Here is a 21,795-nt window from a genome sequence, read left to right on the forward strand (position 1 = left end):
TCCCTGTCCGACCACTTGTTGGTTAAGCTTTTACTAGTAACCTTTTATTCTTTGTTTAAATTCCTCTTTGGTTCCAGCTCCCTCTATGTAGTTAGGCTTTTACCTCTTCTTTTGAAACAATCTCTTCTATTTCTTTCTCAAGTATTTCTTTTTCTTTTTTAAATTCTTCAAGAGTTTTTTCCTTTAGTCTTACTATTCTATCTATTAACTGGGGATCAAGAACTCTCTCAATTTCAACTCCCTCTTTCAAAGCCTTTTCGCCAAAAATGAAAAATTTTTCAATAACCTTCATCATACCGTACTGTTTTTCAAGGGGACATGTAAAATCTACTTCATCAAAAGCACTCTGTTGGAGAAAACCGTCCCTGATTAATCTTCCAACCTCTAATAGTAATCTTTCATGGTCATCAAGAGCATCAGGGCCTACAAGTTGTACGATTTCCTCAAGTTCAGCATTCTTTTGGAGCATTTCACTTGCCCATTTCCTTAATTCTGGAAAGTCTTTTGCCACATTTTCTCTATACCACTTTTCCATTAACTCAAAATAAAGAGTATAGGATTTTAGCCAGTTTATCGCTGGATAATGTCTCCTATAAGCAAGGCTTGTGTCAAGTGCCCATAAGGCACCTACCACCCTCAAGGTACTTTGAGTTACAGGTTCTGAGAAATCACCTCCTGGTGGAGAAACTGCTCCCACTGCTGTAACTGAGCCCTCAAGATTTTCACCTGCAAGTGGAACTACTCTTCCTGTTCTTTCATAAAAAGCTGCGAGTCTTGCAGCAAGATAAGGTGGATAACCTTCTTCACCTGGCATTTCTTCAAGTCTTGAAGAGATCTCTCTTAAAGCCTCAGCCCATCTTGAGGTAGAATCTGCAAGTAACAAGACGTTATAGCCCATATCCCGATAATACTCTGCAAGTGTAATTCCGACGTATATAGAAGCTTCTCTTGCAGCTACTGGCATATTAGAGGTGTTTACAACAAGAATAGTTCTATCCATGAGAGGAGCCCCCTTGTGGAAGGGATCTTCAAGGTGTGGAAACTCTACTAAGACTTCAGTCATTTCGTTACCTCTTTCACCGCATCCCACATATATAACAACTTCAACAAGGGAGCATTTTGCGAGTGTTTGCTCAGTAACAGTTTTACCAGTACCAAAACCACCAGGTATTGCAGCATTTCCTCCAAGAGAAATAGGGAAGAAGAAATCTAAAACCCTCTGACCTGTTATAAGAGGTTTTTCAGGACCGAGTCTTTTCCTAAAAGGTCTTGGTACTCTTACAGGCCACTTATGATAGAGTTTAAGTTCAGTGTTATCTTCAAGAATACATATGACATCTTCAACTGTAAATGAACCCTTTCTTATTTCTTTGATTCTACTTTGTTTTACGTAGGGAGGTACAAGTATCTTATGTTTAATACTTTGGGTTTCTTGAACTTCCCCAATTATCCTCCCAGGCCAAACCTCATCCCCCCTTTTAAGTAAAGGTTCAAAGTCCCACTTTTTTTCCCTATTAAGTGCGAAGGTTTTAACACCTCTTCTGATGAAATCCCCTACGCTATCTCTTATGTTCTGGAGGGGTCTTTGTATACCATCAAAGGCTATCCCCAAAAGTCCTGGTCCAAGTTCTACAGATAGTGATTCAAAGGTTCTTTCTACAGGTTCACCTACGAAAAGTCCCGAGGTATCTTCATAAACCTGAATATATGCTAAGTCTTCGTTGAGTCTTATGATTTCCCCCACGAGTCCCTCCTTGCCAACTAAGACTATTTCATTCATCTTAGCTCCACGCATATTTTTTGCAACAACAAGTGAACCTGCAATCCTTGTAATAACAGGTTTTTCCATCTCTCCCTCCTTTAAAGTATCTATTTTAAGTTTTTTAAAACAAACTTTTCAAAATTATTCTCTTGTATTAAGTCTATCACTTTTTGATTTCTTTGTGTCTTCGATATAAAATAGGTGAGGTAAAAGTTTCCTCTCCCAAGCTTCTTTTGTGAGCATCTCTCTAAATTTTGGGTGAGCTATTTCTATTAAGGCTTTAGCTCTTTCCCTAATTGATTTACCCCAAAGTTCAGCTACACCGTACTCTGTAACTACGTATCTCACGTCAGCTCTTGTGGTAACAACTCCTGCTCCATCTTTTAACTTAGAAACAATCTTTGAGACTGTTTCGTTTTTTGCTGTAGAGGGTATTGCTATTATTGGTTTTCCGTTTTTACTCCAGCCTGCTCCCCTTATAAAGTCTACTTGACCACCAAAACCTGAATAAATATATGTTCCAATTGAATCAGAGCAAACTTGTCCTGTTAAATCAACTTCAATAGCAGAATTAACAGCTACCATGTTGTCATTCCTTGAAATTATAAAGGGATGATTAACATAGTCACAGGGGTGAAGTTCAAAAATTGGGTTGTTATGAGAAAAGTTATAAAGCTCTTCTGAACCTAAAATAAAGGTACCTATTACCTTACCTGGATGAAGTGTTTTTCTTGAACCAGTTATTGTTCCATCAATTATTCTTTCCATTATTCCATCTGATATCATCTCAGTGTGGATTCCAAGGTCTTTTTTTCCTTTTATAAACTTTAGGATCGCATTGGGTATTCCACCTATTCCAACCTGTAAAGTTGATCCGTCATCAATTAGATCAACGACAAACTTGGCTATTTTTTCTTCAACTTCGGTAGGTGTTATTTTCTCAACAGTAAAGAGAGGTTCGTCAACTTCGCAGAGTGCGGTAATTTGAGAGATATGAACAAAGCAATCTCCTAAGGTTCTTGGCATTCTCCTATTTACCTGTGCAAGGATAATCTTTGCACTCTGAATTGCTGCCTTTGTAGCTATAACTTCAACTCCTAAGCTTAAAAACCCGTGTTCATCTGGAGGTGAGGTGTGAATTATTGCAACATTAATTTTTATCTTTCCCTCTCTTATCATAATTGGAATTTCGTGCAGGTGACATGGAATATATTCGGCGTTTCCTTCATTTACTGCCTCTCTGTCAGCAGGCCCAACAAAGAGAGCTTTATGTATAAAATTCTTATAGGTTCCGAACTTTTTAAAGTAATCTTCTCCAATCTGTAAAAGGTGATAGAGTTTAACATTTTCAAGATCTTTCCTTGCCGCAAGGTGTTCTAAGAAGTACCTTGGAGTGGCAGCATTTCCAGAAATAAACAAAGAATCTCCTGACTTAACATAAGAAATAAGCTCCTCTATGGGCCTTTTCTTCTCGTGATATAGTTTTAAAAAGCTCATTTTTTTACTCCTCGATCAGATTGTTGGATAACCTTCACTCCAAGGATGTTTTTTTGTAAATTTACCTTTAAAGGTATAACAACCATTCCAAAGGGGTACACACTCTCTTATAACATCGATACCGTCTTTAACAATTCTTTTAAAGTAGGGAAGTAAAGCATTTGAAAGGGCGTGGGAAGCTGTTCTTGCAACAAAGGATGGTACATTCGGAACACAAAAATGGGTTATACCGAATTCTTTATAAACAAAGCTTTCTGTTGGAGTAAGCCTGGAAGTTTCACAGGCTCCACCTTGATCAATAGAAAAATCTATGATAACTGAGCCATTTCTCATAGACTTAACCATCTCCCTTGTTACAATTATTGGTGCCCTTTCACCAGGAACAAGAACAGCTAAAATAAGAACGTTAGCAAACTTTACAAACTTATAAATATTCTCGTAGGTAGCAAGAGCAGTAACTACTTTGCCACCGAAAATTTCATCTATTCTCTCAAGTTTTGATCTTGAAATATCAAGCATGTAGACTGAGGCTCCCAGTCCAAGGAAAGATCTTGCAGCATATGTACCAAGAGTCCCAGCCCCTATGATCACTACATCAGCTGGTGGAATACCAGGTATCCCTCCAAGCAATATCCCTAGTCCCCCTCTTTCACTTTCAAGAAGTCTTCCAGCAATTTGAGGAGCAAGTTTTCCTGCAATTTGACTTGATACTCTTAAAACGGGAAGAGTCTCGTCTTCTTCTTGTATTATTTCATAACCAATTGATGTTATTTTCTTTGAAACAAAAGTTTCATATATCTCCTTTGGTCTTACGGCAAGATGAAGAAACCCAAAGATAACGTGGTTTTCTTTTAAAAGACGAAGCTCGTCTGTAGAGGGAGGATTTATTCCAGCAACTATATCTGTTCTCAAAAAAACTTCGTCCCTTGAGTAAACAATATTTACCCCTTTTTGCTTATATTCCTCATCAGAAAAACCTGCGCTTTCTCCAGCTCCGCTTTCAAGATATATTTCTGCCCCAAGTTCAATTAACTCCTTACATGCTGATGGTGAAAGAGAAACCCTTTTTTCAGGAATGCTGCTACCCTTTTGTGAAGATGGTATACCTATCTTAATTTTTTCCAAACTTTTTCCTCCCTTTCACTTTTAGGGGGTTAAACCCTTAAAAGACCATAAGTTCTCCCTTTGGATAGCTCCTCAAAGTTTTTCTTCTTGTAACAATTAAACTCCAAAAGGTAAAAACTCCAATTCTTCCAATAAACATAAGTATAATAATTATAAACTTTGTTATAGGAGAAAAATCACAAGATAGACTTACATTCTCGAAATTTTTTGAACCCAAAGAAAGGCCGACAGTAGATAGAGCTGAGATAACTTCAAAAACAATCTCTATAAAAATAAATTTTTTTCCCTCGAGCAATAAAATGATAAAAAGGGAGAGACTAAAGACAAAAAAATAAAGTGTAAGAATAGAGGCAGACTCAATTAGTAAAGAGTGTTCAATTCTTCTGTGAGATAATGAGACGTCTTCCTCACCTTTTAGAGTGCTTCTTAAAAAAGAAGCCCAAATTGCAAAGTTAGTTGTTTTTACACCACCAGCTGTACCTCCAGGAGAACCGCCTACAACCATCAAAAACATTATGGCAACTTGAGTAGGTAAAAGCAATACGCTTATGTCTAAGGCATTAAATCCAGCGGTTCTGGGAACTGAAACATGAAAAAAAGAGTGAACAATTTTAAGGAGCAAATTATAATCTTTAAGTGAGTTATTCCACTCTACTATCAAAAAAATAATAGTAAAAAAAACAAGGAGAAAAATGGTAGTTTTTAAAACAACTTTTGAATGGTATGAAAGGGGAGTTCTTTTTCTTATAAAGTTATAGAGGTCATCAAGTACGAAAAAGCCAAGCCCTCCAAGTATAAGGAGTATAGATATAGTTAAAAGATAAAGGGGGGAATCTTTGCATCTTGCGATATTTTCAGAATATGTAGAAAAACCAGCGTTACAAAAAGCTGAAATAGAATGGAAAAGACTATCAAAAATTTTTCCCTCTCCTCTACTCAGAGGCAAAAGAATTAAAAAACCTATAAATTCGATTATTAGAGTGTATATTAAAATTTTAAACACAAGATCTCTAACAGGGATGCCTTTTAAAAAGCTTTGTGTTCTTCTTGTTATTACTCTCAAGGAGATGGGGACATCACCTCTTAAGACAAGAATAAAGTAAGAAACTATGGTCATGTAGCCGAGCCCGCCTATTTGAATAAGAAAGAGAATTATCAATTTACCCCAAATAGTCCAAAAGGTCTCAGTATCTTTTACTATCAGACCTGTAACACATAAGGATGAGACCGAAGTAAAAAAGGCATCTATAAAAGTTAAATTTCCATTATGAGAAAAGGGCAAAAGAAGAATAAGTGAAAAAAACAAAGAAATAATTACATATCCTAATAGAATGAGTTGGTATGGTTTAAATTTTAAAAAATTACTCAACAAACTCTAAAAGGCCCTCCTCTGCGTTGTCACCTCTTCTAAATCCAAGTCTTATTAACCTTGTGTATCCACCTTTTCTATCCTTAAAATTTTTTGCAATTTCAAAGATCTTTTGTGATGCCTCTTTGTTATTTAAATACGAAAAAACAAGGCGTCTTGAACTCTGAGTATCCTCTTTAGCAATAGTTACCAATCTCTCAACGAACTTTTTTGTCTCTTTAAGTTTGGGAACTGTACTTTTTATCTTACCGTTTAGTATTAAACTAATTGCCTGATTTCTGAGTAATGCTTTTCTATGTGATGAAGTTCTTCCGAGTTTTTTAACTTTCTTTAGGTGCCTCATATTTGCCCCCTAACCTTTAGATGTTTTTGGAAGTTCCATTCCAAGGTATAAATCAAATTTCCTTAATTTTTCCTCAATCTCTTCAATTGATTTTTTACCTAAATTTTTTATTTTTAAAAGATCATCACGTTTTAATGAAACAAGGTCATAAAGGGTCTTAATTCCAGCCTCTTCAAGCGCTTCAGTAACTCTCTTTGAAAGATCTAAAAAGGCTATATTTTCCTCTAATATATCAAGTACTCTCTTAGAAACTTCCTTTGGCTTTTTATCCTGTTGAATTTCTACTTTTGGAGTTAAAATCTTTTTTATACAGGAAAGGTGATTTATCATAATTGTGTGAGCCTCTACAAGTGCATCATAAGGGGAAACAGATCCGTCTGTTTCAATTTCAATAAGAAGTCTTTCAAAATCAGTTCTATAGTCAACTCTCATATTCTCAATTGAGAAATTTACAAATCTAACAGGAGAAAAATCAGCGTCTATAAAGAACGAATTATGAGGCAAAATAGGTTGAAATCCCTTATCTGATTTAATCAAATACTTAATTTCTTCGACAGTAAGATAGCCTCTACCTGAGGTTACGAAAGCCTCAATAGCAATTTTTGAATCATCTGAAGAAAGCTCTGCTATATGCTGATCTGGATTCATTATTTTAATCTCTGGTGGCAACCTAAAATCAGAAGCTTTAACTACACCTTTTCCCTGTTTTGAAAGAACCATTGACTTATAGGGCAAGTCACTTTCAAACTTTACTCTTACTTTTTTAAGATTTAAAACTATGTGAGGAACATCTTCAGTAACTCCCTCTATCGTACTAAACTCATGTAAGACACCGTCTATATGAACTGCAAAAATTGCTGAACCTTTTATACTTGAAAGTAAAACTCTTCTTAAGGAATTGCCTAAAGTAATACCGTATCCTCTTTCTAAGGGAGAAATCTCAAAAAAACCTTTTCTTTCACTTAAATTTAAAATTTTTATTCCCTCTGGAACAGTGAGAGTCAGCCTATACATTTTCTAAATTAAGAGAAAAGGGATAGAACCTTTATTTTGAATAAAACTCAACGATAAGGTTTTCTTGAATCGGATAAGTTATATCCTTTCTTTGTGGTAATCTTAAAACCTTCCCCTCAAGTTTTTGTGGATCAAAATAGAGCCACTCAGGCAAGGGACTTCTTTCTCTTCTCTGAAGTGCGTATTTTAAAAACGGATTTTCTTTAAATTTCTCTTTTACTGTAATAACATCTCCTTCTCTAACAAGAAAAGAGGGTATGTCAACTTTTCTTCCGTTAACTAAAACTTTTCCATGAGATACAATTTGTCTTGCCTGTGATCTTGAGACTGCAAAGCCGAGTCTAAAAACTACGTTGTCAAGTCTTCTTTCAAGAATGGAAAGTAAATTCTCGCCTGTGTTTCCTGGCATTTTTCTTGCCATTTCAAAATACCTCTTAAACTGTTCTTCTATAACACCGTATATTCTCTTTGCCTTTTGTTTTTCTCTTAACTGTAAGCCGTAGACTGATAGTCTTGGTTTTTTAACTGGTCCATGGATTCCAGGGGGATAAGGTCTTCTTTTAATTGCACACTTATCGGTAAAGCATCTTTCACCTTTTAAAAATAGCTGCATTCCTTCCCTTCTACATAACCTACATCTTGGACCTCTTATTGCCTTTGCCATTTTATACCCTCCTTCTCTTTGGTGGTCTTGTTCCGTTATGTGGTATAGGTGTAACGTCTTTTATTGCCACAATTTTTAGTCCCTGTGAGTGAAGTGTTCTTAGGGCAGCTTCTCTTCCCTGGCCAGGTCCTTTTAGCCTTACTTCTACTTCTTGAATGCCGAACTCTTTAACCTTCTTTACGACTTCTTCGGCAGCCTTTGATGCGGCAAAGGGTGTTCCCTTTCTTGTGCCTTTAAAGCCTACTGATCCAGAGGATGCCCAGCAGAGGGTGTTGCCCTTTTCGTCGGTTACGGTGATTATAGTGTTATTAAAGGTTGATTGTATGTATACGATTGCGAAATTTAAAAATTTCTTTTCCTTCTTTTTTCTTCCTTTTTTTGCCATTATTTTTCCTTTTTCTTTATTCTTCTAAAGATGTTGCCTCTTGGGCCTTTTCTTGTTCTTGCGTTATGTCTTGTTCTTTGTCCACGTACGGGTAGTCCAAGTTTATGTCTTATGCCCCTGTAGCATCCGATGTCCATGAGTCTTTTTATGTTTCTTGCAACTTCCATTCTTAGAGCTCCTTCAACTTTTAGGCCTTCTATGGCGCTTTGGAGTTTACTTATTTCTTCAGGAGATAAGTCCCTAACTTTTTTGTTTGGGTCTACTCCTGTTTTTCTTAATATTTCTTTTGAGTTAGATGGACCTATACCGTAAATATAAGTTAAGGCTACTTCTATTTTTTTATTTTTAGGTAAGTCTACACCTGCTATTCGTGCCATGATTAACCTTGTCTTTGCTTATGTTTTGGGTTTTCACATATTACCATTACCCGCCTTTTTCGGCGGATTATTTTGCATTTTGCGCAAATTTTTTTTACAGAACTTCTCACTTTCATAAGTGAAATTTATTAATTATAATAGAAAAAATTACAAAATTCAAGCAAATTAAAACTTTAAATACCAAATTTTCCCATTTTTAATCAATAATTTGAAAGGCTTTCACTTTTTTTGTTATACCTGTAGGAGCGCAAAAAGGAAGGAGATATGAGACCTTTAACATTAATATTTATTTTTTCTTTTTTATTTGTTTTTTTAAGATGTTCTGAGTGAAGGCAGAGGACTTCTGCTCAGATACAAAAAATTAAGCTGGATATAAAGATAAATGTAAATATTACTTCAACTCGGGAGGATGCTGATTTGTATGTGAATAATGTTTATAAGGCAAATACACCTACAGCTACCATTATGGTAAAAAGGCCTCAACCAAAAAAATGGGGTAAAACATTCGGAGGTGGTAGAAATGATCATGGTTTCTCAATTATTCAGACAAAGGATGGTGGATATGTAGTAACTGGGTGTATTATAAGGGCTGGTATTGTTCATGAACCTAATGTATTAGTTTTAAGGTTAGATAAAGATTTTAATAAGTTATGGGAAAAAACTTTAACACTTTGAGATTATTCAGAGGGCTACTCAATTACAATAGCAAAAGACGGAGTATATGTTTTAACTGGTTATCAAAAATCTCCAGGATATACCGGAAAAGATCTTATTGTTATAAAACTATATGACTAATTAATATATAAAGGAACTTTACAAAATCGCATTTGATGTATAATCCAATAACCAACTACTTCCTGAAATAATTGAAAAATACCCCTCTGTAAGGATAAAGATTGAAGAGTTAATTGAAAAAAAGCAATTACAAAGGAAGAAATAAAGGAAATCTTACTTGAATTAGGGGCACAGAGGGAAGAAAATAATGAAAGATTTGGGGAAATTAATAAGAGGTTTGAAGAAATCAATAAAAGATTCGAAGATATTAATAGAAGATTCGAGGATATTAATAAAAGATTTGAAGCGGTTGATAGAAGGTTTGAGGATATCAATAGGAGATTTGAGGAAATTAACAAGAGGTTTGAAGAAGTTAATAGGAGATTTGAAGAACTTACTTTAAGGATGGAAAGCGGATTTAAGACTTTAAGAAAAGTAATTTCGGTAATTGGTTCAAGATGAGGAATGGGTGCAGAGGAAGCATTTAGAAAAGGTTTTGAAGAAATTTTATCTGAGCTTGATTATAAAGTTATAAAATGGAAAAAGTTTGATAAAAATTGTGAGTTTTTTATATATCCTCGCACTGCTGAAATAGATATAATCATAAAGGACAAAAGAAAAATAGCAATAGAGGTAAAGTCTTCTCTTACTGTCGGCGATGTTGAAAATTTTGAAAGGTCAATAAGATTCTATGAAAAAGAGGAGGGTGAAAAGATTGAAAAGAAGGGAATTGTTTCAATTATTCCCCTCTCCTCAGGCAGTGGAATACGCTAGAGATTTAAATATAAGATTGATTAGAGGACTTGAAAAAGCAAAGGACTATTTCGAAGAAGATATAGGCTGAGACAAAGAGAAGTTTAAAAAAGATGTAGATATAAAGCTTATCTCCATATGATCTTATAAAACAGAGTATATTGTTGAAATTCTGAAATTTTCTTTTGACGTATATAAACTTCTCACAAAAGCATACGATAAAGGCGATGAAAAGATACCAAAAAATTTCCCTTTCTTATTGAAATTCATTTGATGCAGGTTGCTATAATTTACAGGTCATAAAACTGGACAGTGACGGTAATAAAATATGGGATAAGACTTTGGGTGAAAATAAAAAAGAAATTTAGAACTTTGAAAACTAATCTTTATAAAAATTGGGAAATACGGGATTAGATAGATAAACAAATAACAGTGTCTCTAATTTTTCTTCTATTTTCTTGCTTATACTCTTTACATATCCTACTTGTTCAAATACGACTTTTCCATCTCTATCAATTATCAAATGAGTTGGAAGGGCAAAGATTTTAAATTTCCTGTGAAGATAAGTATCATTAATTGCTATAACATATTTAAAATCTCTCTTTTTAAAAAATTCTCTACTCTGCTTTTCCCTTCCCTTGTAATTGCAATAAACATAACTTTTTTATTATCCTTGAACTTTCTAACTAACTTGTTAAGTTCCGAAATTTCCTCTTTACATGGTTTACATCCTGTACCTCCAAAAATTTAAAACTATTATCTTACCCTTGTTTTCTCTATACTTAAACACAGTCCCATCAAGTAAAGTTAACTCAAAATCTATTACTCTCTTTACTTTTTTAAAAATTTCCTCCTCAAATTTTTTTATTTCCCTCTCGTAATTTTTTCCACATATTTCCTTTAATGTATCCAGCTGAGTGGAATCACCATGATAAAACACTAAATAAGGATAAGCAAGCTTTGACTTTTCTATTTCACCTTTTTATACGCCATCCTTGCATATGAGCTTAAAACCTCCTGCTCAACCTCCTCTAAACTTTTACTCTCAACTATCTCTCCTATATAAAAATAGGCAGAATCAAACTCATTTTTACTCTGATAAAATAAAGAAAGTTGAAAATACACACTTTCTTTTAACTCTGTCCCCCCATTTTGTTTTATATTTCTGAAAACTTTCATAATTAAGATCATAAGGGTAATGATAAAAAGCAAAAGACCTCCTCACATAAATGGGGTCATTTAAAAGTTTCCTTGCCTTATGTAACCAGTAATGATATAAATTTTTGTATTCCTCTTCTTCTAACCTGTAGCTTAACATATTCACATAAATAAGGATTTCTTCCAAATCCTCAAATCCTTCTTTTTCTCTTTCTCTAAGCCATTTAATCAAACTATCAGTGTGAAAATTAAGATAAATAAACTTTTGAGCCGAAAAAACTCTAAACTCAGGGATCAAAGGATCAATTTTCTTGTCTTTTATATACAAATAAAACTTTCCACTCTCCTCCTTTAAAAGATATTCATTAAGCTTATTTACAAAGTCATAGTGGTTTTTATAATGTTCTCTTTCTTTTAAAAGAAGTGCTTCAAATTTTTTAAAGTTAGGGAATAGAGATTTTTCATAAAAATAAGAAAAGGCAAGTAAAGAGAAGGCATGAGGCGCCGGCCTTTTTTCTATATAGTATATTACATAAAACGTTGAGTCAAAAATGAATTTATCTTCAAAAAAGAAAATAATAAGGGCAGTATTCTTATCAGATGAAACTAAAGAGATTACACTTTTATTCTCAATTTTTTCTACATGAGAAATTAACCTATAAGGATCACCACCTGATAACTCAAGCCACCAAAAATAACCTGAAAATCTTTTGGATAAAGTTATAGTGATCGTATCATTAGGAGTTGGCCTTTCAGGATCTATCTCTAAGACAAATTTTTTTCATGTTTATAAGACAAAATAAAAAATATTGATAAAATAAAAGATTTCATGCTGATTTATATTATAAGAGAACAGGCTTCTCTCCCTCTGTCTCTAGCCTATCTTTTCTGACCCTATTTTCTCTAAAATATTCTTTTATCAGTCTTAAAAAACGTATCTTAATGAAAATCTGTAATTTTCAGTTTCAAAATCATAAATGGGAGAGTCAACACCTATATCAAAGTAAAACTTTCCAAGTCTTATCCCCCCTCCGTACATAAAGCCAATCCTCGCCCCCTCTATATCCAAAAAGTAACCGACCCTCAACGAAACAAAATTATAATAAGTAAACTCTAAACCGTAGTGCTTCCAAGCCTCTGCCCAAACATAATTAAAGCCCTTTTCCTCCCAATCCTCAAAAAGCTTTACTAAAATCTTAGTTATATCTGAAGAAATCGTTAACTTTATAGCATCTGACGTATAAACCGGCAAAGCAACTCCTACTTTTAAAGTCCTTGGAAGCGGATCCTCTCCTCCACCCTTTCTTGTATACCTTATACCAGGACCAAAATTTAAAAGAGAAAAACCAAAGGACATACCAGGCAAAAGCTTTGACTCCGGCCTAAAACTTAATTTGTATAAAAGCCCAAAATCAAAGGCATAGGTAATTCCAGTTCCCCCTCCACCTGACTCAGGAAAAACCCTTTTAACAAGCCAATCAGGAGCAAGAAAAGAATAAATAAACTTTGACCCTATACCGACACCTAAATCCTTAAAGACCCTGTAACCATAATTTAAAGTAACGGCAAAGTCAAAATTTACAAACCTTGCTATAGGCGCATCACTACCTTCTATATAAGCCTCTGTCTCCCCTGTAGTTAAATAAATGACATTTCCACCTATGGCACCTAGCTCACCAAGTGGATTAACAAAACCGAAAAACTCATAGTACATATCTGGCCAAAGCCCTGTCAGCCAGTTAGAATGCTGAAGCGAAACTTCAAGACTTTTTATAAAAGGCAAACCCCCTGGATTATAAAAAGTACAAGTAGCATCATCAGAAACAGCTGTAAAGGCAGCTCCCATACCTACTGCCCTTGCCCCAGGAAAAATCGTTAAAAACACAACAGCCGCATCATTAGCCGACGAAAAAAGAATAGAAGGCATCACTAAAAAATAAATAAACTTAGTTACCTTTTTCATAACCCTTTTAATTATAATTTTAAAATTTACTAAAATCAAACCTATGAAGATAATTGCACTCATTACAGATTTTGGTTATAACTCGCCCTACATAGGTTCAGTAAAAGCTAAAATTAAATCACTATCTAACGATAAAATCTATATTATTGATATTTTCCATGATATTGAAAGTTTTGATATTTTTTCTTGTGCCTACTGGATCTATTTTTTATATAGAGATTATCCTGAGGACACAGTGTTTCTCTGTGTTGTTGATCCCACAGTTGGGACAGAAAGAAAGGGAGTTGTTATTTCCTTTGAAAATAGATTCTTTGTTGGTCCAGACAACGGAATATTTACTTTGCTTTTAAAAAAGGGAGGAAACGCGTATGAATTGCCCCCGCCTCCCACTTCAGCATCTCCCACATTTCACGCAAGAGATTACTTCTCCATATGGGCTGCTAAAATTTCTATGTCCCCCTTTATTTTAAAAACATTCAAAAAATTAGAAAATCCTAAAATTCTTGAAACTCAGGAACCTATAAAAATTGGTAAAGAAATAGAGGGAAAGGCAGTTGTAAAGGATAAATTCGGCAATATCCTCACAAACATTCCAAATGAGTGGTTAGAAAAAGATACTAACTACCTTTTAAAAATAAAAGACTTTTTAATAGTGGGACCGAAAAGGACCTATGCAGATGTGAAAAAGGGAGAGCTTTTATTTTTAAGGGGAAGCTTCGGTTTCCTAGAAATAGCCTCAAACATGGAAAGCGCCTTTGATATTATTAAACCTACTCTCCCTACCAAGATAACGATTAAAGAAATAGTAAAATAGATAGCCTTAAAATAAATTATGAAATTTTCAAAAAGAATAAAGCAATTTCCTCTTTACTTTTTTGAGGAAATTGATAGATTAAAAAAAGAGTATAAGGAAGATTTAATCGATATGGGGATTGGAGACCCAGATATTCCTACTCCTGAAGAAATTGTAGAGATTTTAATTAAAGAAGCTAAAAATCCTATATTTCATAGATACCCACCTTACCAAGGCTTTAAATTTCTTAAAGAAGCAATCAAAAACTATTACAAAAAAAGATTTGATGTTGAACTAAAAGAAGAAGAAATTCTTGTTCTAATAGGATCAAAAGAGGGGCTTTCGCACCTTGCCTTTGTACTCGTTGATGAGAATACATATTCACTTGTCCCAGACCCAGCCTATCCAGCCTATGAACTTGCCTCAAAAATGGCAGGAGGAATCATCCATAAAATGCCCCTTAAAGAAAAAAATAATTTCCTCCCACTTTTAACAAAAATACCAGATAGAGTCTTAGAAAAAACAAGAGTTATGTATCTAAACTATCCAAATAACCCAACTGGTGCCGAAGCTAACTTAGACTTCTTTAAAGAAGTAGTAAAGTTATCAAAAAGATATAACTTTGCTATTGTCAATGACCTTTGCTATGCTGAAATATATGAAGAAAAAGAACCTATATCACTTTTAATGGTCACCAAGAAAAATGCTATTGAATTTAACTCACTTTCTAAAACGTTTAGTATGACCGGTTGGAGAATTGCCTTTACCTGCGGTGATGAAAAAATAATTCAGAATCTTGCTAAATTTAAAACCGTTATTGATAACTGCCAATTTGGAGCAATCCAAAAAGCCGCCGAATACGCCCTCTTAAACTACGAAAGACTTAATAAACCTATAAGAGAAAAGTATAAGGAAAGGAGAGGAAAGCTAAAAGAAGCTCTTAGAGAAGTAGGAATGCCCTTTTTTGACTCCCAGGCTACTTTCTACATATGGGCAAAACCAGAAAATTTCTCAAGTTATGAATTTTCTATAGAATTTATTAAGAAAAAGAAAGTCTTAGCCCTACCCGGTGAAGGCTTTGGAAAGCATGGGAAAGGCTTTATAAGGTTCAGCGTGACTTTAGAAGATAATAAGCTCGACGAAGCAATTAAAAGACTTAAAGAATTTTATAAGAAGTGATTAAAGTTTTAAAATTTGGAGGTGAAGTTTTAAAAAATATAAGAAGAATTAAGCTTGCGGCCCTTGAGGTCGAAAAAGAAATAAAAAATGGCACAAAGCCTGTAGTTGTAGTATCCGCAATGGGAAATACAACCGATGAACTGTTAAAGCTTTCTGAAAAAATTACAAAAAAACCTGATAAAAGAGAACTAGATATGTTGCTCTCAGCAGGAGAAAGAATAGCAATGGCTCTATTTTCTTTATCATTGAGAGAAAGAAAAATAGAAGCAAGATCACTTACAGGCTCACAAGCAGGAATACTAACTGATACAAAACACAGCTCGGCACACATTTTAGAAATAAGGGGAAAAAGAATAATTGAAACTCTTGAAAAAGGACAAGTCCCAATTATAGCCGGATTTCAAGGAGTAAGCATAGAAAAAGAGGTTACTACCTTAGGAAGGGGAGGCTCAGACCTAACAGCAGCTGCCTTAGCAGTTTTTTTAAAAACAAGAGATGTTGTCTTTTATAAGGATGTAGATGGCATTTACGCTATACCGCCCAAGTTAATAAAAAAATCTAAGAGGATAGAAAAATTATCCTTTGCAGAAATGCTATTTCTCTCAGAGTACGGTGCAGAGGTTTTAAATCCAAGAGCTGTAGCCTTAGGAATGAGGTATGACCTAAAATTTTATATAAAGAAAATGAACAGCAATAACATAACATTGATAGAAAATGAGGCCATTGAGACACCCTATGTGAAAGCCATCGTAATTAAAAAGGGGCTATCAGTTCTTTTACTTGAAAAAGTAAGAGAAAACATGGATATACCTCAACTTGCAAAGTTTTTAAACGAAAATAACGTTAACGTTCTATTTTTCACACATGGCATCAGAAAAGAAAAGGGCGTAGACCTTACCTTTGTCGTTGAAAAAAAAGATAAAATTGAAAAAAGTTTATTAAAGGAAATCGAGAGTAAATATAAACCTCTTCAAATAAAAGTCATTAAAAAGATGGGAACCTTGACACTTGTAGGATATGGAATAGGGGATTCCCCCTTAATACTTGAGGAATCTCTTTCAGTGCTTGAAAAAATAGGGATACATGTTTACGCAATCTTTGCATCTAAACCTGGAATTATACTTTTATTAGAGGAGGAAAACTTAACTAAAGCACTAAAAGCTCTATCTAAAAAATGGAACCTAACATCATAGAAATCATTGAGAAAAAAAGAGACGGTAAAACTTTAAATAAAGAGGAGATAGAATCTTTCGTTGAGGGTGTTGTTAAAGGGAAAATACCTGATTATCAAATTTCTGCACTCCTAATGGCAATTTACTTTCAGGGTCTAAATGATGAAGAAACTTTCTTTTTGACAAAATCGATGAGAGATTCAGGTAAAACTATAAGTATAACCACTTTTCGTCCTTTAGTTGATAAACATTCAACAGGGGGAGTTGGTGACAAGGTTTCACTTGCCCTGGCACCCATAATGGCATCCCTTGGAGCTTGCATTCCTATGATTTCTGGAAGAGCACTTGGACATACAGGTGGAACTGTTGATAAGCTTGAATCTATTCCAGGTTATAAAACTCATCTAAACGTAGAGGAGTTTATAGAAATAGTAAAAAGGGTGGGTTGTTCAATAATAGGGCAAACTGAGGAAATTGCACCTGCCGATAGAATAATTTATTCAATAAGAGATGTAACTGGTACAGTTCCCTCTATCCCCTTAATTACAGCAAGTATACTCTCTAAAAAACTATCGGTAAATCTAGATGGAATAGTCTTTGATGTAAAAACTGGGTTAGGTGCTTTTATGAGAAGCTATGCTGATGCGGAAAAGTTAGCTAGGTCTCTTGTTAATGTGTCAAATAAAATGGGTGTTAAGGCAAAGGCTATTATAACTGATATGAATGAGCCACTTGGATACACCGCTGGAAATAGAATTGAGGTAATGGAAACTCTTTTTTATCTTAATGGAGCAGAAATAAAAGATCTTGATGAAGTAGTTAAAAGTCTTGCAGCTGAATTACTTTTAATTTGTGGAAAAGTAAGTGATAGAGATCTTGGAAAAGAAATGGTTGATAATTCAATAAAAAGTGGAAAAGCTTTAAAGAAATTCTTTGAAATGGTAAGGGCACATGGGGGGCTGGTTGAAGAAATCGAATTTACAAAGATAGATCAATTTATAAAGGTAAAGTACATTGAATTTGTTGAGGCTGAGGTAGAAGGTTATATATCAAAAATTGATGCAAAGCTTGTAGGCGAAGCGGCAAGGCTTCTTGGCGCAGGAAGATTTAAAAAAGATGATAAAATTGATCCAGTTGCAGGTGTAATCTTACTTAAAAAGACAGGAGCCTATGTAAAAAAGGGCGAGAAAATCTTTGAAATAAGAGCAAATAGCGAAAATAAGATAGAGGAGGCAAAAAGACTTCTTCTAAATTCCCTCGATTTTAACTTGGTAAAACCACCTGAGAGAACTATAATTTATAGCTTAGTAGAATGATTCTACCTTTAAAGGATAATATCCCTTCAAGGAGGTTTCCTTTTTGGACCTATGCTATAATAATCACCTGTGTTTTAATATTTCTTTATGAACTCATTTTACCTGATCCTGATAGAGATATTTTCATCTACAAAAACGGTTTTGTTGCAAGTGAATTTATTAGGGATCCCATCGGTAGGTTACCGACGTTTATAACTTCAATTTTTATTCATGGTGGTTGGGCCCATCTTATTTTTAATATGCTATACCTTCATATTTTTGGAGATAATGTAGAAGATGTTCTTGGATTCTTTTGGTTTCCTGTGTTCTTTATCAGTGCAGGTATAGCCGGTACAATCGTAGAGAGTTTTTTTCATCTAAACTCAAATGTACCTATGATAGGAGCCTCAGGTGCCATATCCGGTGTTATGGGCTTTTACTTTATTCTTTATCCTTTTTCAAGAATTAATACACTTGTTTTTTATCTTTTCTTCTGGGATATAGTTCCAATTCCTGCCTTTATCTTTTTAGGCTTTTGGGTAATTTCACAGTTTTTTAACTCCCTCCTTTCACTTGGTACACAGTTTACAAACATTGCCTTTTTAGCTCATCTCGGTGGATTTATATTCGGTGCTATTTGTGCAAAATTTTATTTGAAAAAGAAATATCACTTTTTTTAAAAAATGAAGTTTATAATAGAGGCAGTGATTATTTTTTCTCTTTCAATTGTTTCCGCCATAGGATTTTCACATTATAAAAAAATACCGATTTTCCCTAAAAATATAGAGGTTTTCCTGTACTCAAGAAAATACCCAGAAATAGAGTTTATTGATGCTGAAAGGCTCTATTATTTAATAAAAAAGAATGAAGTTTTTTTGATAGATGCAAGGGAAAAAGATGAATATATAAAGGGGCACATAGAGGGGGCTGTCAATTTTCCCTATAGTGAATTTTATATGGATCCTGCAAAATTTATTGATAAAATCGATACTCAAAGAAAGATTGTCGTTTACTGCGAGGGAGGATTCTGTGAACTTTCCTTTAAAGTTGCAGAGATTCTAAAAGATCTGGGTATAAAAGATTTAGTAATCTATATTGGTGGATTTAATGATTGGAAAAAAAGGAACTATCCCGTTGAAACAGGCTTATAAAAAACAAAACCTTTACATAGTAATTTTGATAGAGATTCTTTTGGGCTTACTTTTTATTTACTCAGGATACACAAAGATAAAAAACATACATGAATTTGCCTTTACCGTAGCAAAGTACGGTATATTACCGCTAAACTTTATAAACCTATTTTCGTTAGTAATGCCCTTTCTTGAGCTTTTTTCAGGCTTTTTTTTAATTTTTGGTATTTTAAAAAGGGGAGCCTATCTTGTACTCATAAAACTTATCTTTATTTTCACACTAGCTATTATTTATGTTTTTATCAGGGGTAAGACTTTTGAGTGTGGTTGCTTTGAAATATTTGGAAGAGAAGAAAAAATAGGTATTTTTTCAATTTTGAGAAATTTGATCATTTTTTCCCTACTTTTATACGGTTTAATATTTAGAAAAAAAGATATAAAATAGCTTAAAATCAGTAATGGAAAGTAATATAAAAAAGGCATTTATACTTTCTGCTGGCACTGGTGAAAGACTTAAACCCTTTTCAAACGGTATACCTAAGGCTCTTCTTAAAATAAACGGAGTTGAAGTACTACTCACTAACATTAAAAATTTAAGGGAATTTTCAATAGAAGAATTCATAATAGTAATAAACCCAAAACACAAATCAAAAATTAAAGCTTTCTTAAAGGAATATAACATTGATCTAAAAGTTGTAATTAATGAGTTTCCGGAAAGAGAAAATGGTTACTCTGCTTTTCTACTAAAGGATTATATTAAAGAAAATGAAAACTTCGTAATCATAATGGGTGATCATCTCTATGAAAAGAAATTTGTGGAAGAGGCAATAAAAAAGAGGGGACTAATCGTTGATGAAATCGGCAAATATATTGATAAAAAGGAAGCCACAAAAGTATATTACGAAAATGGAAGGATTATCAAAATAGGAAAAAAACTTAAAAAGTTTAACGCTTTTGACACAGGATTTATTATAACTGATAGAAAATTTATTGATTGCGCAATAGAACTTGAGAAAAAAAGGGAAAAAATAAAAATAAGTGAGATAATAAAAAGGGCAAAACTTGAAATTTCAAAAGTATCAGGCTATTTTTGGATAGACCTTGATACACTTAAAGACATCGAAAGAGCAAAAATGTTTTTTCAAAGAACGGAACAATAAAATCAAATAAAACGTCTTAAAAATATGAAGGAAAAGAAGTTTAACGAAATATATTTTAAGATGAAAGAAAAACTGATCAGATACGTCAAAAGTATAGTTAACGATAGAGAGGCTTCGGAAGATATAGTAGATGAAACCTTTGTAAAATTCTACGAAAATATGGAAAACGTTAATAACGTAAAGGCTTTCTTATATAAAGTCGCGAAAAATAAAAGCATAGACTATTTAAGAAAAAGAAAAAAAGAAAAAGAAATACCCTTAGATGAGGAAAGTCACTCACTGTACGTTAACATAGATCCAATAAAAATGCATATAATAAGATCAAAACTAGAAGAAGAAATAGAAAATATGCCAAAAATTTTAAAAGAAGCTCTTATTTTAAGAGATATTCACCTTTATTCTTATGAGGAAATATCAAAGATGTTAAATGTACCTATGGGAACAGTGAAATCAAGGATATCACGGGCAAGGCTATACTTAAGGGAAAGGCTCAAAAATGTACTGTAAAGAACTTTTTGAAAAAATCTCTCTTTACATAGATGGGTATATAGATGATAAAGAAAAAATTTATATTGAAAATCATATAAAAACATGTACGAGCTGTAAAAAAATTTATGAAGATCTTCTTACAATAAAACTATTATCCCCTTCTTTAAAAGAAAAATTTCCCTTAAAAAAAGAGCGAAAAAAGTTAAAGTATTTAAAGCCCGCACTCTTACTTTCACTAATTATAATCATAATAATAAGCCTTCTTTTCCAAAATAAACCCCCTGAAAAAAACGCGTTTAAAAAAGAAGAAGAAAGCCAAATGAAATTTGACCCTGTAAAAATATACTACACCGATATGATATACGAAGTATCCTATGGGGAGGAGGTAATCCCTTGAAAAAAATTTTTATTTTTTTAATCATTATAAATTCACTTAACTCTCAGATTTTAAAAAAAATAGAAGAAGAAATTCAGGAAATATACAAAAAAATTAACCCTTCACTTTTTGAATTAAAGTTTAAAAATTTATGGATAACCGGATTTACCTTAGATAAAGAAAGAATTATCACAATATTACCCTATGTAGAAGAAGACGAAAGCATTATATTTTTTGATAAAGACGGCAACAAATACAGGGGAGAGATTGAGGGATGGGACGAATTTACAAGAATAGCAGTAATAAAAACAACTAGAGAATTAAAAATTCCTGAATTCGCAGAATTTGACAAAAATTTACCAAAGATTGCATTGGCCTTCTCTTTAAAAGGAAAAGGAAGTTTCTTAATTCTCCCCATATATGAGGAAAATAACGGAAAAATCCTCATAGAAACAAAAATATCTCCCTCCTTTTCTGGTGCACCAATAGTAAATCACGAAGGAAAAATAATTGGAATCCTAAGGGGCGCTAAGATAGATTTTGAATTAATAGAAAAAATAGAAAAAGAAAAATTGAAAGAAAAATTACCACTTTTTTACTACCAGTTTAGTTTACCTCATATCTCAATTGGCTATACCTACGATTACATCAAAAAAAGAGTAAATTTAATAAAAGAAAGGGGCAAAGTTTATGAGGGCTTTCTTGGAATTTTAGTAGACTTTAAAGAAGGCGAAGGGATAAAAATAAACAAAGTACTCCGAGATTCTCCAGCAGAGAAGGCTGGCCTTAAAGAGGATGATATAATAGTTAGCTATAACGAAAAGAAATATTGGAACGTAAAAGATTTTATTAATGATGTAAAAAGCACACCCTCTAACTCTGAAGTAAAAATGGAAATCAAAAGAGACGGTAAAATAAAAAGTATTATTGTAAAAGTGGGTAAAAAAGAAAAGAAGTTTAAATTAAAGCGTGAAAAGAGAATAAGAGATTTACTTAAAATCTGGATTATAGAATAAG

27 protein-coding genes are annotated in these 21,795 nt (G+C 33.5%); 14 read left to right on the forward strand and 13 right to left on the reverse strand.

All coding sequences use genetic code 11. The annotated features are described in order from the left end of the window. Positions 1–91: 91 nt before the first annotated feature. The 10 genes from ABDH49_01955 to rpmJ are packed head-to-tail and all read right to left on the reverse strand — an operon-like array spanning position 92 to position 8,652. Positions 92–1,849, reverse strand: coding sequence for a V-type ATP synthase subunit A (locus ABDH49_01955; protein ID MEN3045742.1), 1,758 nt, complete (start codon positions 1,847–1,849; stop codon positions 92–94). 54 nt (positions 1,850–1,903) lie between these two features. Beyond that, positions 1,904–3,259, reverse strand: coding sequence for an acetyl-CoA hydrolase/transferase C-terminal domain-containing protein (locus ABDH49_01960; GenBank protein MEN3045743.1), 1,356 nt, complete (start codon positions 3,257–3,259; stop codon positions 1,904–1,906). Positions 3,260–3,274: 15 nt separating this feature from the next. After that, positions 3,275–4,384: an alanine dehydrogenase gene (locus ABDH49_01965; GenBank protein ID MEN3045744.1), complete on the reverse strand. Its 1,110-nt coding sequence runs from the start codon at positions 4,382–4,384 to the stop codon at positions 3,275–3,277. A gap of 37 nt (positions 4,385–4,421) precedes the next feature. Continuing rightward, complete coding sequence (locus ABDH49_01970; GenBank protein ID MEN3045745.1) at positions 4,422–5,690, reverse strand: potassium transporter TrkG; 1,269 nt, start codon at positions 5,688–5,690, stop codon at positions 4,422–4,424. 55 nt (positions 5,691–5,745) lie between these two features. Beyond that, positions 5,746–6,096, reverse strand: a complete 351-nt coding sequence (gene rplQ / locus ABDH49_01975; GenBank protein MEN3045746.1) for a 50S ribosomal protein L17 — start codon at positions 6,094–6,096, stop codon at positions 5,746–5,748. A gap of 9 nt (positions 6,097–6,105) precedes the next feature. Then, a complete protein-coding gene (locus ABDH49_01980; GenBank protein MEN3045747.1) occupies positions 6,106–7,110 on the reverse strand; it encodes a DNA-directed RNA polymerase subunit alpha in 1,005 nt (334 codons plus the stop codon). A 31-nt stretch (positions 7,111–7,141) separates the two neighbouring features. Beyond that, positions 7,142–7,774, reverse strand: a complete 633-nt coding sequence (rpsD, locus tag ABDH49_01985) for a 30S ribosomal protein S4 (protein ID MEN3045748.1) — start codon at positions 7,772–7,774, stop codon at positions 7,142–7,144. Between the two features lies 1 nt (position 7,775). Next, a complete protein-coding gene (rpsK, locus tag ABDH49_01990) occupies positions 7,776–8,159 on the reverse strand; it encodes a 30S ribosomal protein S11 (GenBank protein MEN3045749.1) in 384 nt (127 codons plus the stop codon). After that, a complete protein-coding gene (gene rpsM, locus ABDH49_01995) occupies positions 8,159–8,536 on the reverse strand; it encodes a 30S ribosomal protein S13 (GenBank protein ID MEN3045750.1) in 378 nt (125 codons plus the stop codon). The genes rpsK and rpsM overlap by 1 nt, the downstream gene beginning before the upstream one ends. A gap of 2 nt (positions 8,537–8,538) precedes the next feature. Beyond that, positions 8,539–8,652, reverse strand: coding sequence for a 50S ribosomal protein L36 (gene rpmJ, locus ABDH49_02000; GenBank protein MEN3045751.1), 114 nt, complete (start codon positions 8,650–8,652; stop codon positions 8,539–8,541). A 307-nt stretch (positions 8,653–8,959) separates the two neighbouring features. Between rpmJ and ABDH49_02005 the strand changes: the two genes are divergently transcribed. The 3 genes from ABDH49_02005 (at position 8,960) to ABDH49_02015 (ending at position 10,084) form a co-directional block, all read left to right on the forward strand. Beyond that, complete coding sequence (locus ABDH49_02005; protein ID MEN3045752.1) at positions 8,960–9,211, forward strand: hypothetical protein; 252 nt, start codon at positions 8,960–8,962, stop codon at positions 9,209–9,211. Positions 9,212–9,518: 307 nt separating this feature from the next. Then, positions 9,519–9,713 carry a hypothetical protein gene (locus ABDH49_02010; protein ID MEN3045753.1) on the forward strand — a complete coding sequence of 65 codons (195 nt, stop codon included), beginning with the start codon at positions 9,519–9,521 and terminating at the stop codon, positions 9,711–9,713. Between the two features lie 62 nt (positions 9,714–9,775). Continuing rightward, the gene (locus tag ABDH49_02015) at positions 9,776–10,084 is read left to right on the forward strand and encodes a DUF3782 domain-containing protein (protein ID MEN3045754.1); all 309 of its coding nucleotides are present in this window, start codon (positions 9,776–9,778) and stop codon (positions 10,082–10,084) included. 703 nt (positions 10,085–10,787) lie between these two features. Here the strand turns inward: ABDH49_02015 and ABDH49_02020 are convergent. From ABDH49_02020 to ABDH49_02030, 3 genes are all read right to left on the reverse strand, one after another. Then, on the reverse strand, positions 10,788–11,003 hold the full coding sequence (locus ABDH49_02020) for a hypothetical protein (protein ID MEN3045755.1): 216 nt from the start codon (positions 11,001–11,003) through the stop codon (positions 10,788–10,790). Between the two features lie 29 nt (positions 11,004–11,032). Next, positions 11,033–11,242, reverse strand: a complete 210-nt coding sequence (locus ABDH49_02025; GenBank protein ID MEN3045756.1) for a hypothetical protein — start codon at positions 11,240–11,242, stop codon at positions 11,033–11,035. Positions 11,243–12,146: 904 nt separating this feature from the next. Continuing rightward, positions 12,147–13,184, reverse strand: coding sequence for a PorV/PorQ family protein (locus tag ABDH49_02030; protein MEN3045757.1), 1,038 nt, complete (start codon positions 13,182–13,184; stop codon positions 12,147–12,149). Between the two features lie 43 nt (positions 13,185–13,227). Between ABDH49_02030 and ABDH49_02035 the strand changes: the two genes are divergently transcribed. Genes ABDH49_02035 through ABDH49_02085 form a run of 11 tightly spaced genes read left to right on the forward strand, consistent with a single transcriptional unit; the run spans position 13,228 to position 21,794 of the window. Further along, positions 13,228–13,998, forward strand: a complete 771-nt coding sequence (locus ABDH49_02035; GenBank protein MEN3045758.1) for an SAM-dependent chlorinase/fluorinase — start codon at positions 13,228–13,230, stop codon at positions 13,996–13,998. An 18-nt stretch (positions 13,999–14,016) separates the two neighbouring features. Further along, complete coding sequence (locus tag ABDH49_02040) at positions 14,017–15,156, forward strand: aminotransferase class I/II-fold pyridoxal phosphate-dependent enzyme (GenBank protein ID MEN3045759.1); 1,140 nt, start codon at positions 14,017–14,019, stop codon at positions 15,154–15,156. Continuing rightward, entirely contained in the window at positions 15,153–16,349 is a 1,197-nt protein-coding gene (locus ABDH49_02045) for an aspartate kinase (GenBank protein MEN3045760.1), read from the forward strand. The genes ABDH49_02040 and ABDH49_02045 overlap by 4 nt, the downstream gene beginning before the upstream one ends. Beyond that, positions 16,331–17,644 carry a thymidine phosphorylase gene (locus ABDH49_02050; GenBank protein MEN3045761.1) on the forward strand — a complete coding sequence of 438 codons (1,314 nt, stop codon included), beginning with the start codon at positions 16,331–16,333 and terminating at the stop codon, positions 17,642–17,644. Before ABDH49_02045 ends, ABDH49_02050 begins: the two co-directional genes overlap by 19 nt. After that, positions 17,641–18,303, forward strand: a complete 663-nt coding sequence (locus tag ABDH49_02055; protein MEN3045762.1) for a rhomboid family intramembrane serine protease — start codon at positions 17,641–17,643, stop codon at positions 18,301–18,303. The genes ABDH49_02050 and ABDH49_02055 overlap by 4 nt, the downstream gene beginning before the upstream one ends. A 3-nt stretch (positions 18,304–18,306) precedes the next feature. Beyond that, complete coding sequence (locus ABDH49_02060) at positions 18,307–18,774, forward strand: rhodanese-like domain-containing protein (protein MEN3045763.1); 468 nt, start codon at positions 18,307–18,309, stop codon at positions 18,772–18,774. After that, entirely contained in the window at positions 18,758–19,198 is a 441-nt protein-coding gene (locus tag ABDH49_02065; GenBank protein ID MEN3045764.1) for a MauE/DoxX family redox-associated membrane protein, read from the forward strand. Before ABDH49_02060 ends, ABDH49_02065 begins: the two co-directional genes overlap by 17 nt. Positions 19,199–19,211: 13 nt before the next feature. Next, entirely contained in the window at positions 19,212–19,913 is a 702-nt protein-coding gene (locus ABDH49_02070; protein ID MEN3045765.1) for a sugar phosphate nucleotidyltransferase, read from the forward strand. Between the two features lie 24 nt (positions 19,914–19,937). Next, positions 19,938–20,420 carry an RNA polymerase sigma factor gene (locus ABDH49_02075; protein ID MEN3045766.1) on the forward strand — a complete coding sequence of 161 codons (483 nt, stop codon included), beginning with the start codon at positions 19,938–19,940 and terminating at the stop codon, positions 20,418–20,420. Next, positions 20,410–20,799 (forward strand): zf-HC2 domain-containing protein, encoded by a 390-nt coding sequence (locus tag ABDH49_02080; protein ID MEN3045767.1) that lies wholly within the window; start codon positions 20,410–20,412, stop codon positions 20,797–20,799. Before ABDH49_02075 ends, ABDH49_02080 begins: the two co-directional genes overlap by 11 nt. Further along, the gene (locus tag ABDH49_02085; protein MEN3045768.1) at positions 20,796–21,794 is read left to right on the forward strand and encodes a S1C family serine protease; all 999 of its coding nucleotides are present in this window, start codon (positions 20,796–20,798) and stop codon (positions 21,792–21,794) included. The genes ABDH49_02080 and ABDH49_02085 overlap by 4 nt, the downstream gene beginning before the upstream one ends. Position 21,795: the final 1 nt, after the last annotated feature.

The sequence above is a fragment of the Candidatus Hydrothermales bacterium genome (assembly GCA_039630235.1).
Classification (GTDB): domain Bacteria; phylum Hydrothermota; class Hydrothermia; order Hydrothermales; family JAJRUZ01; genus JBCNVI01.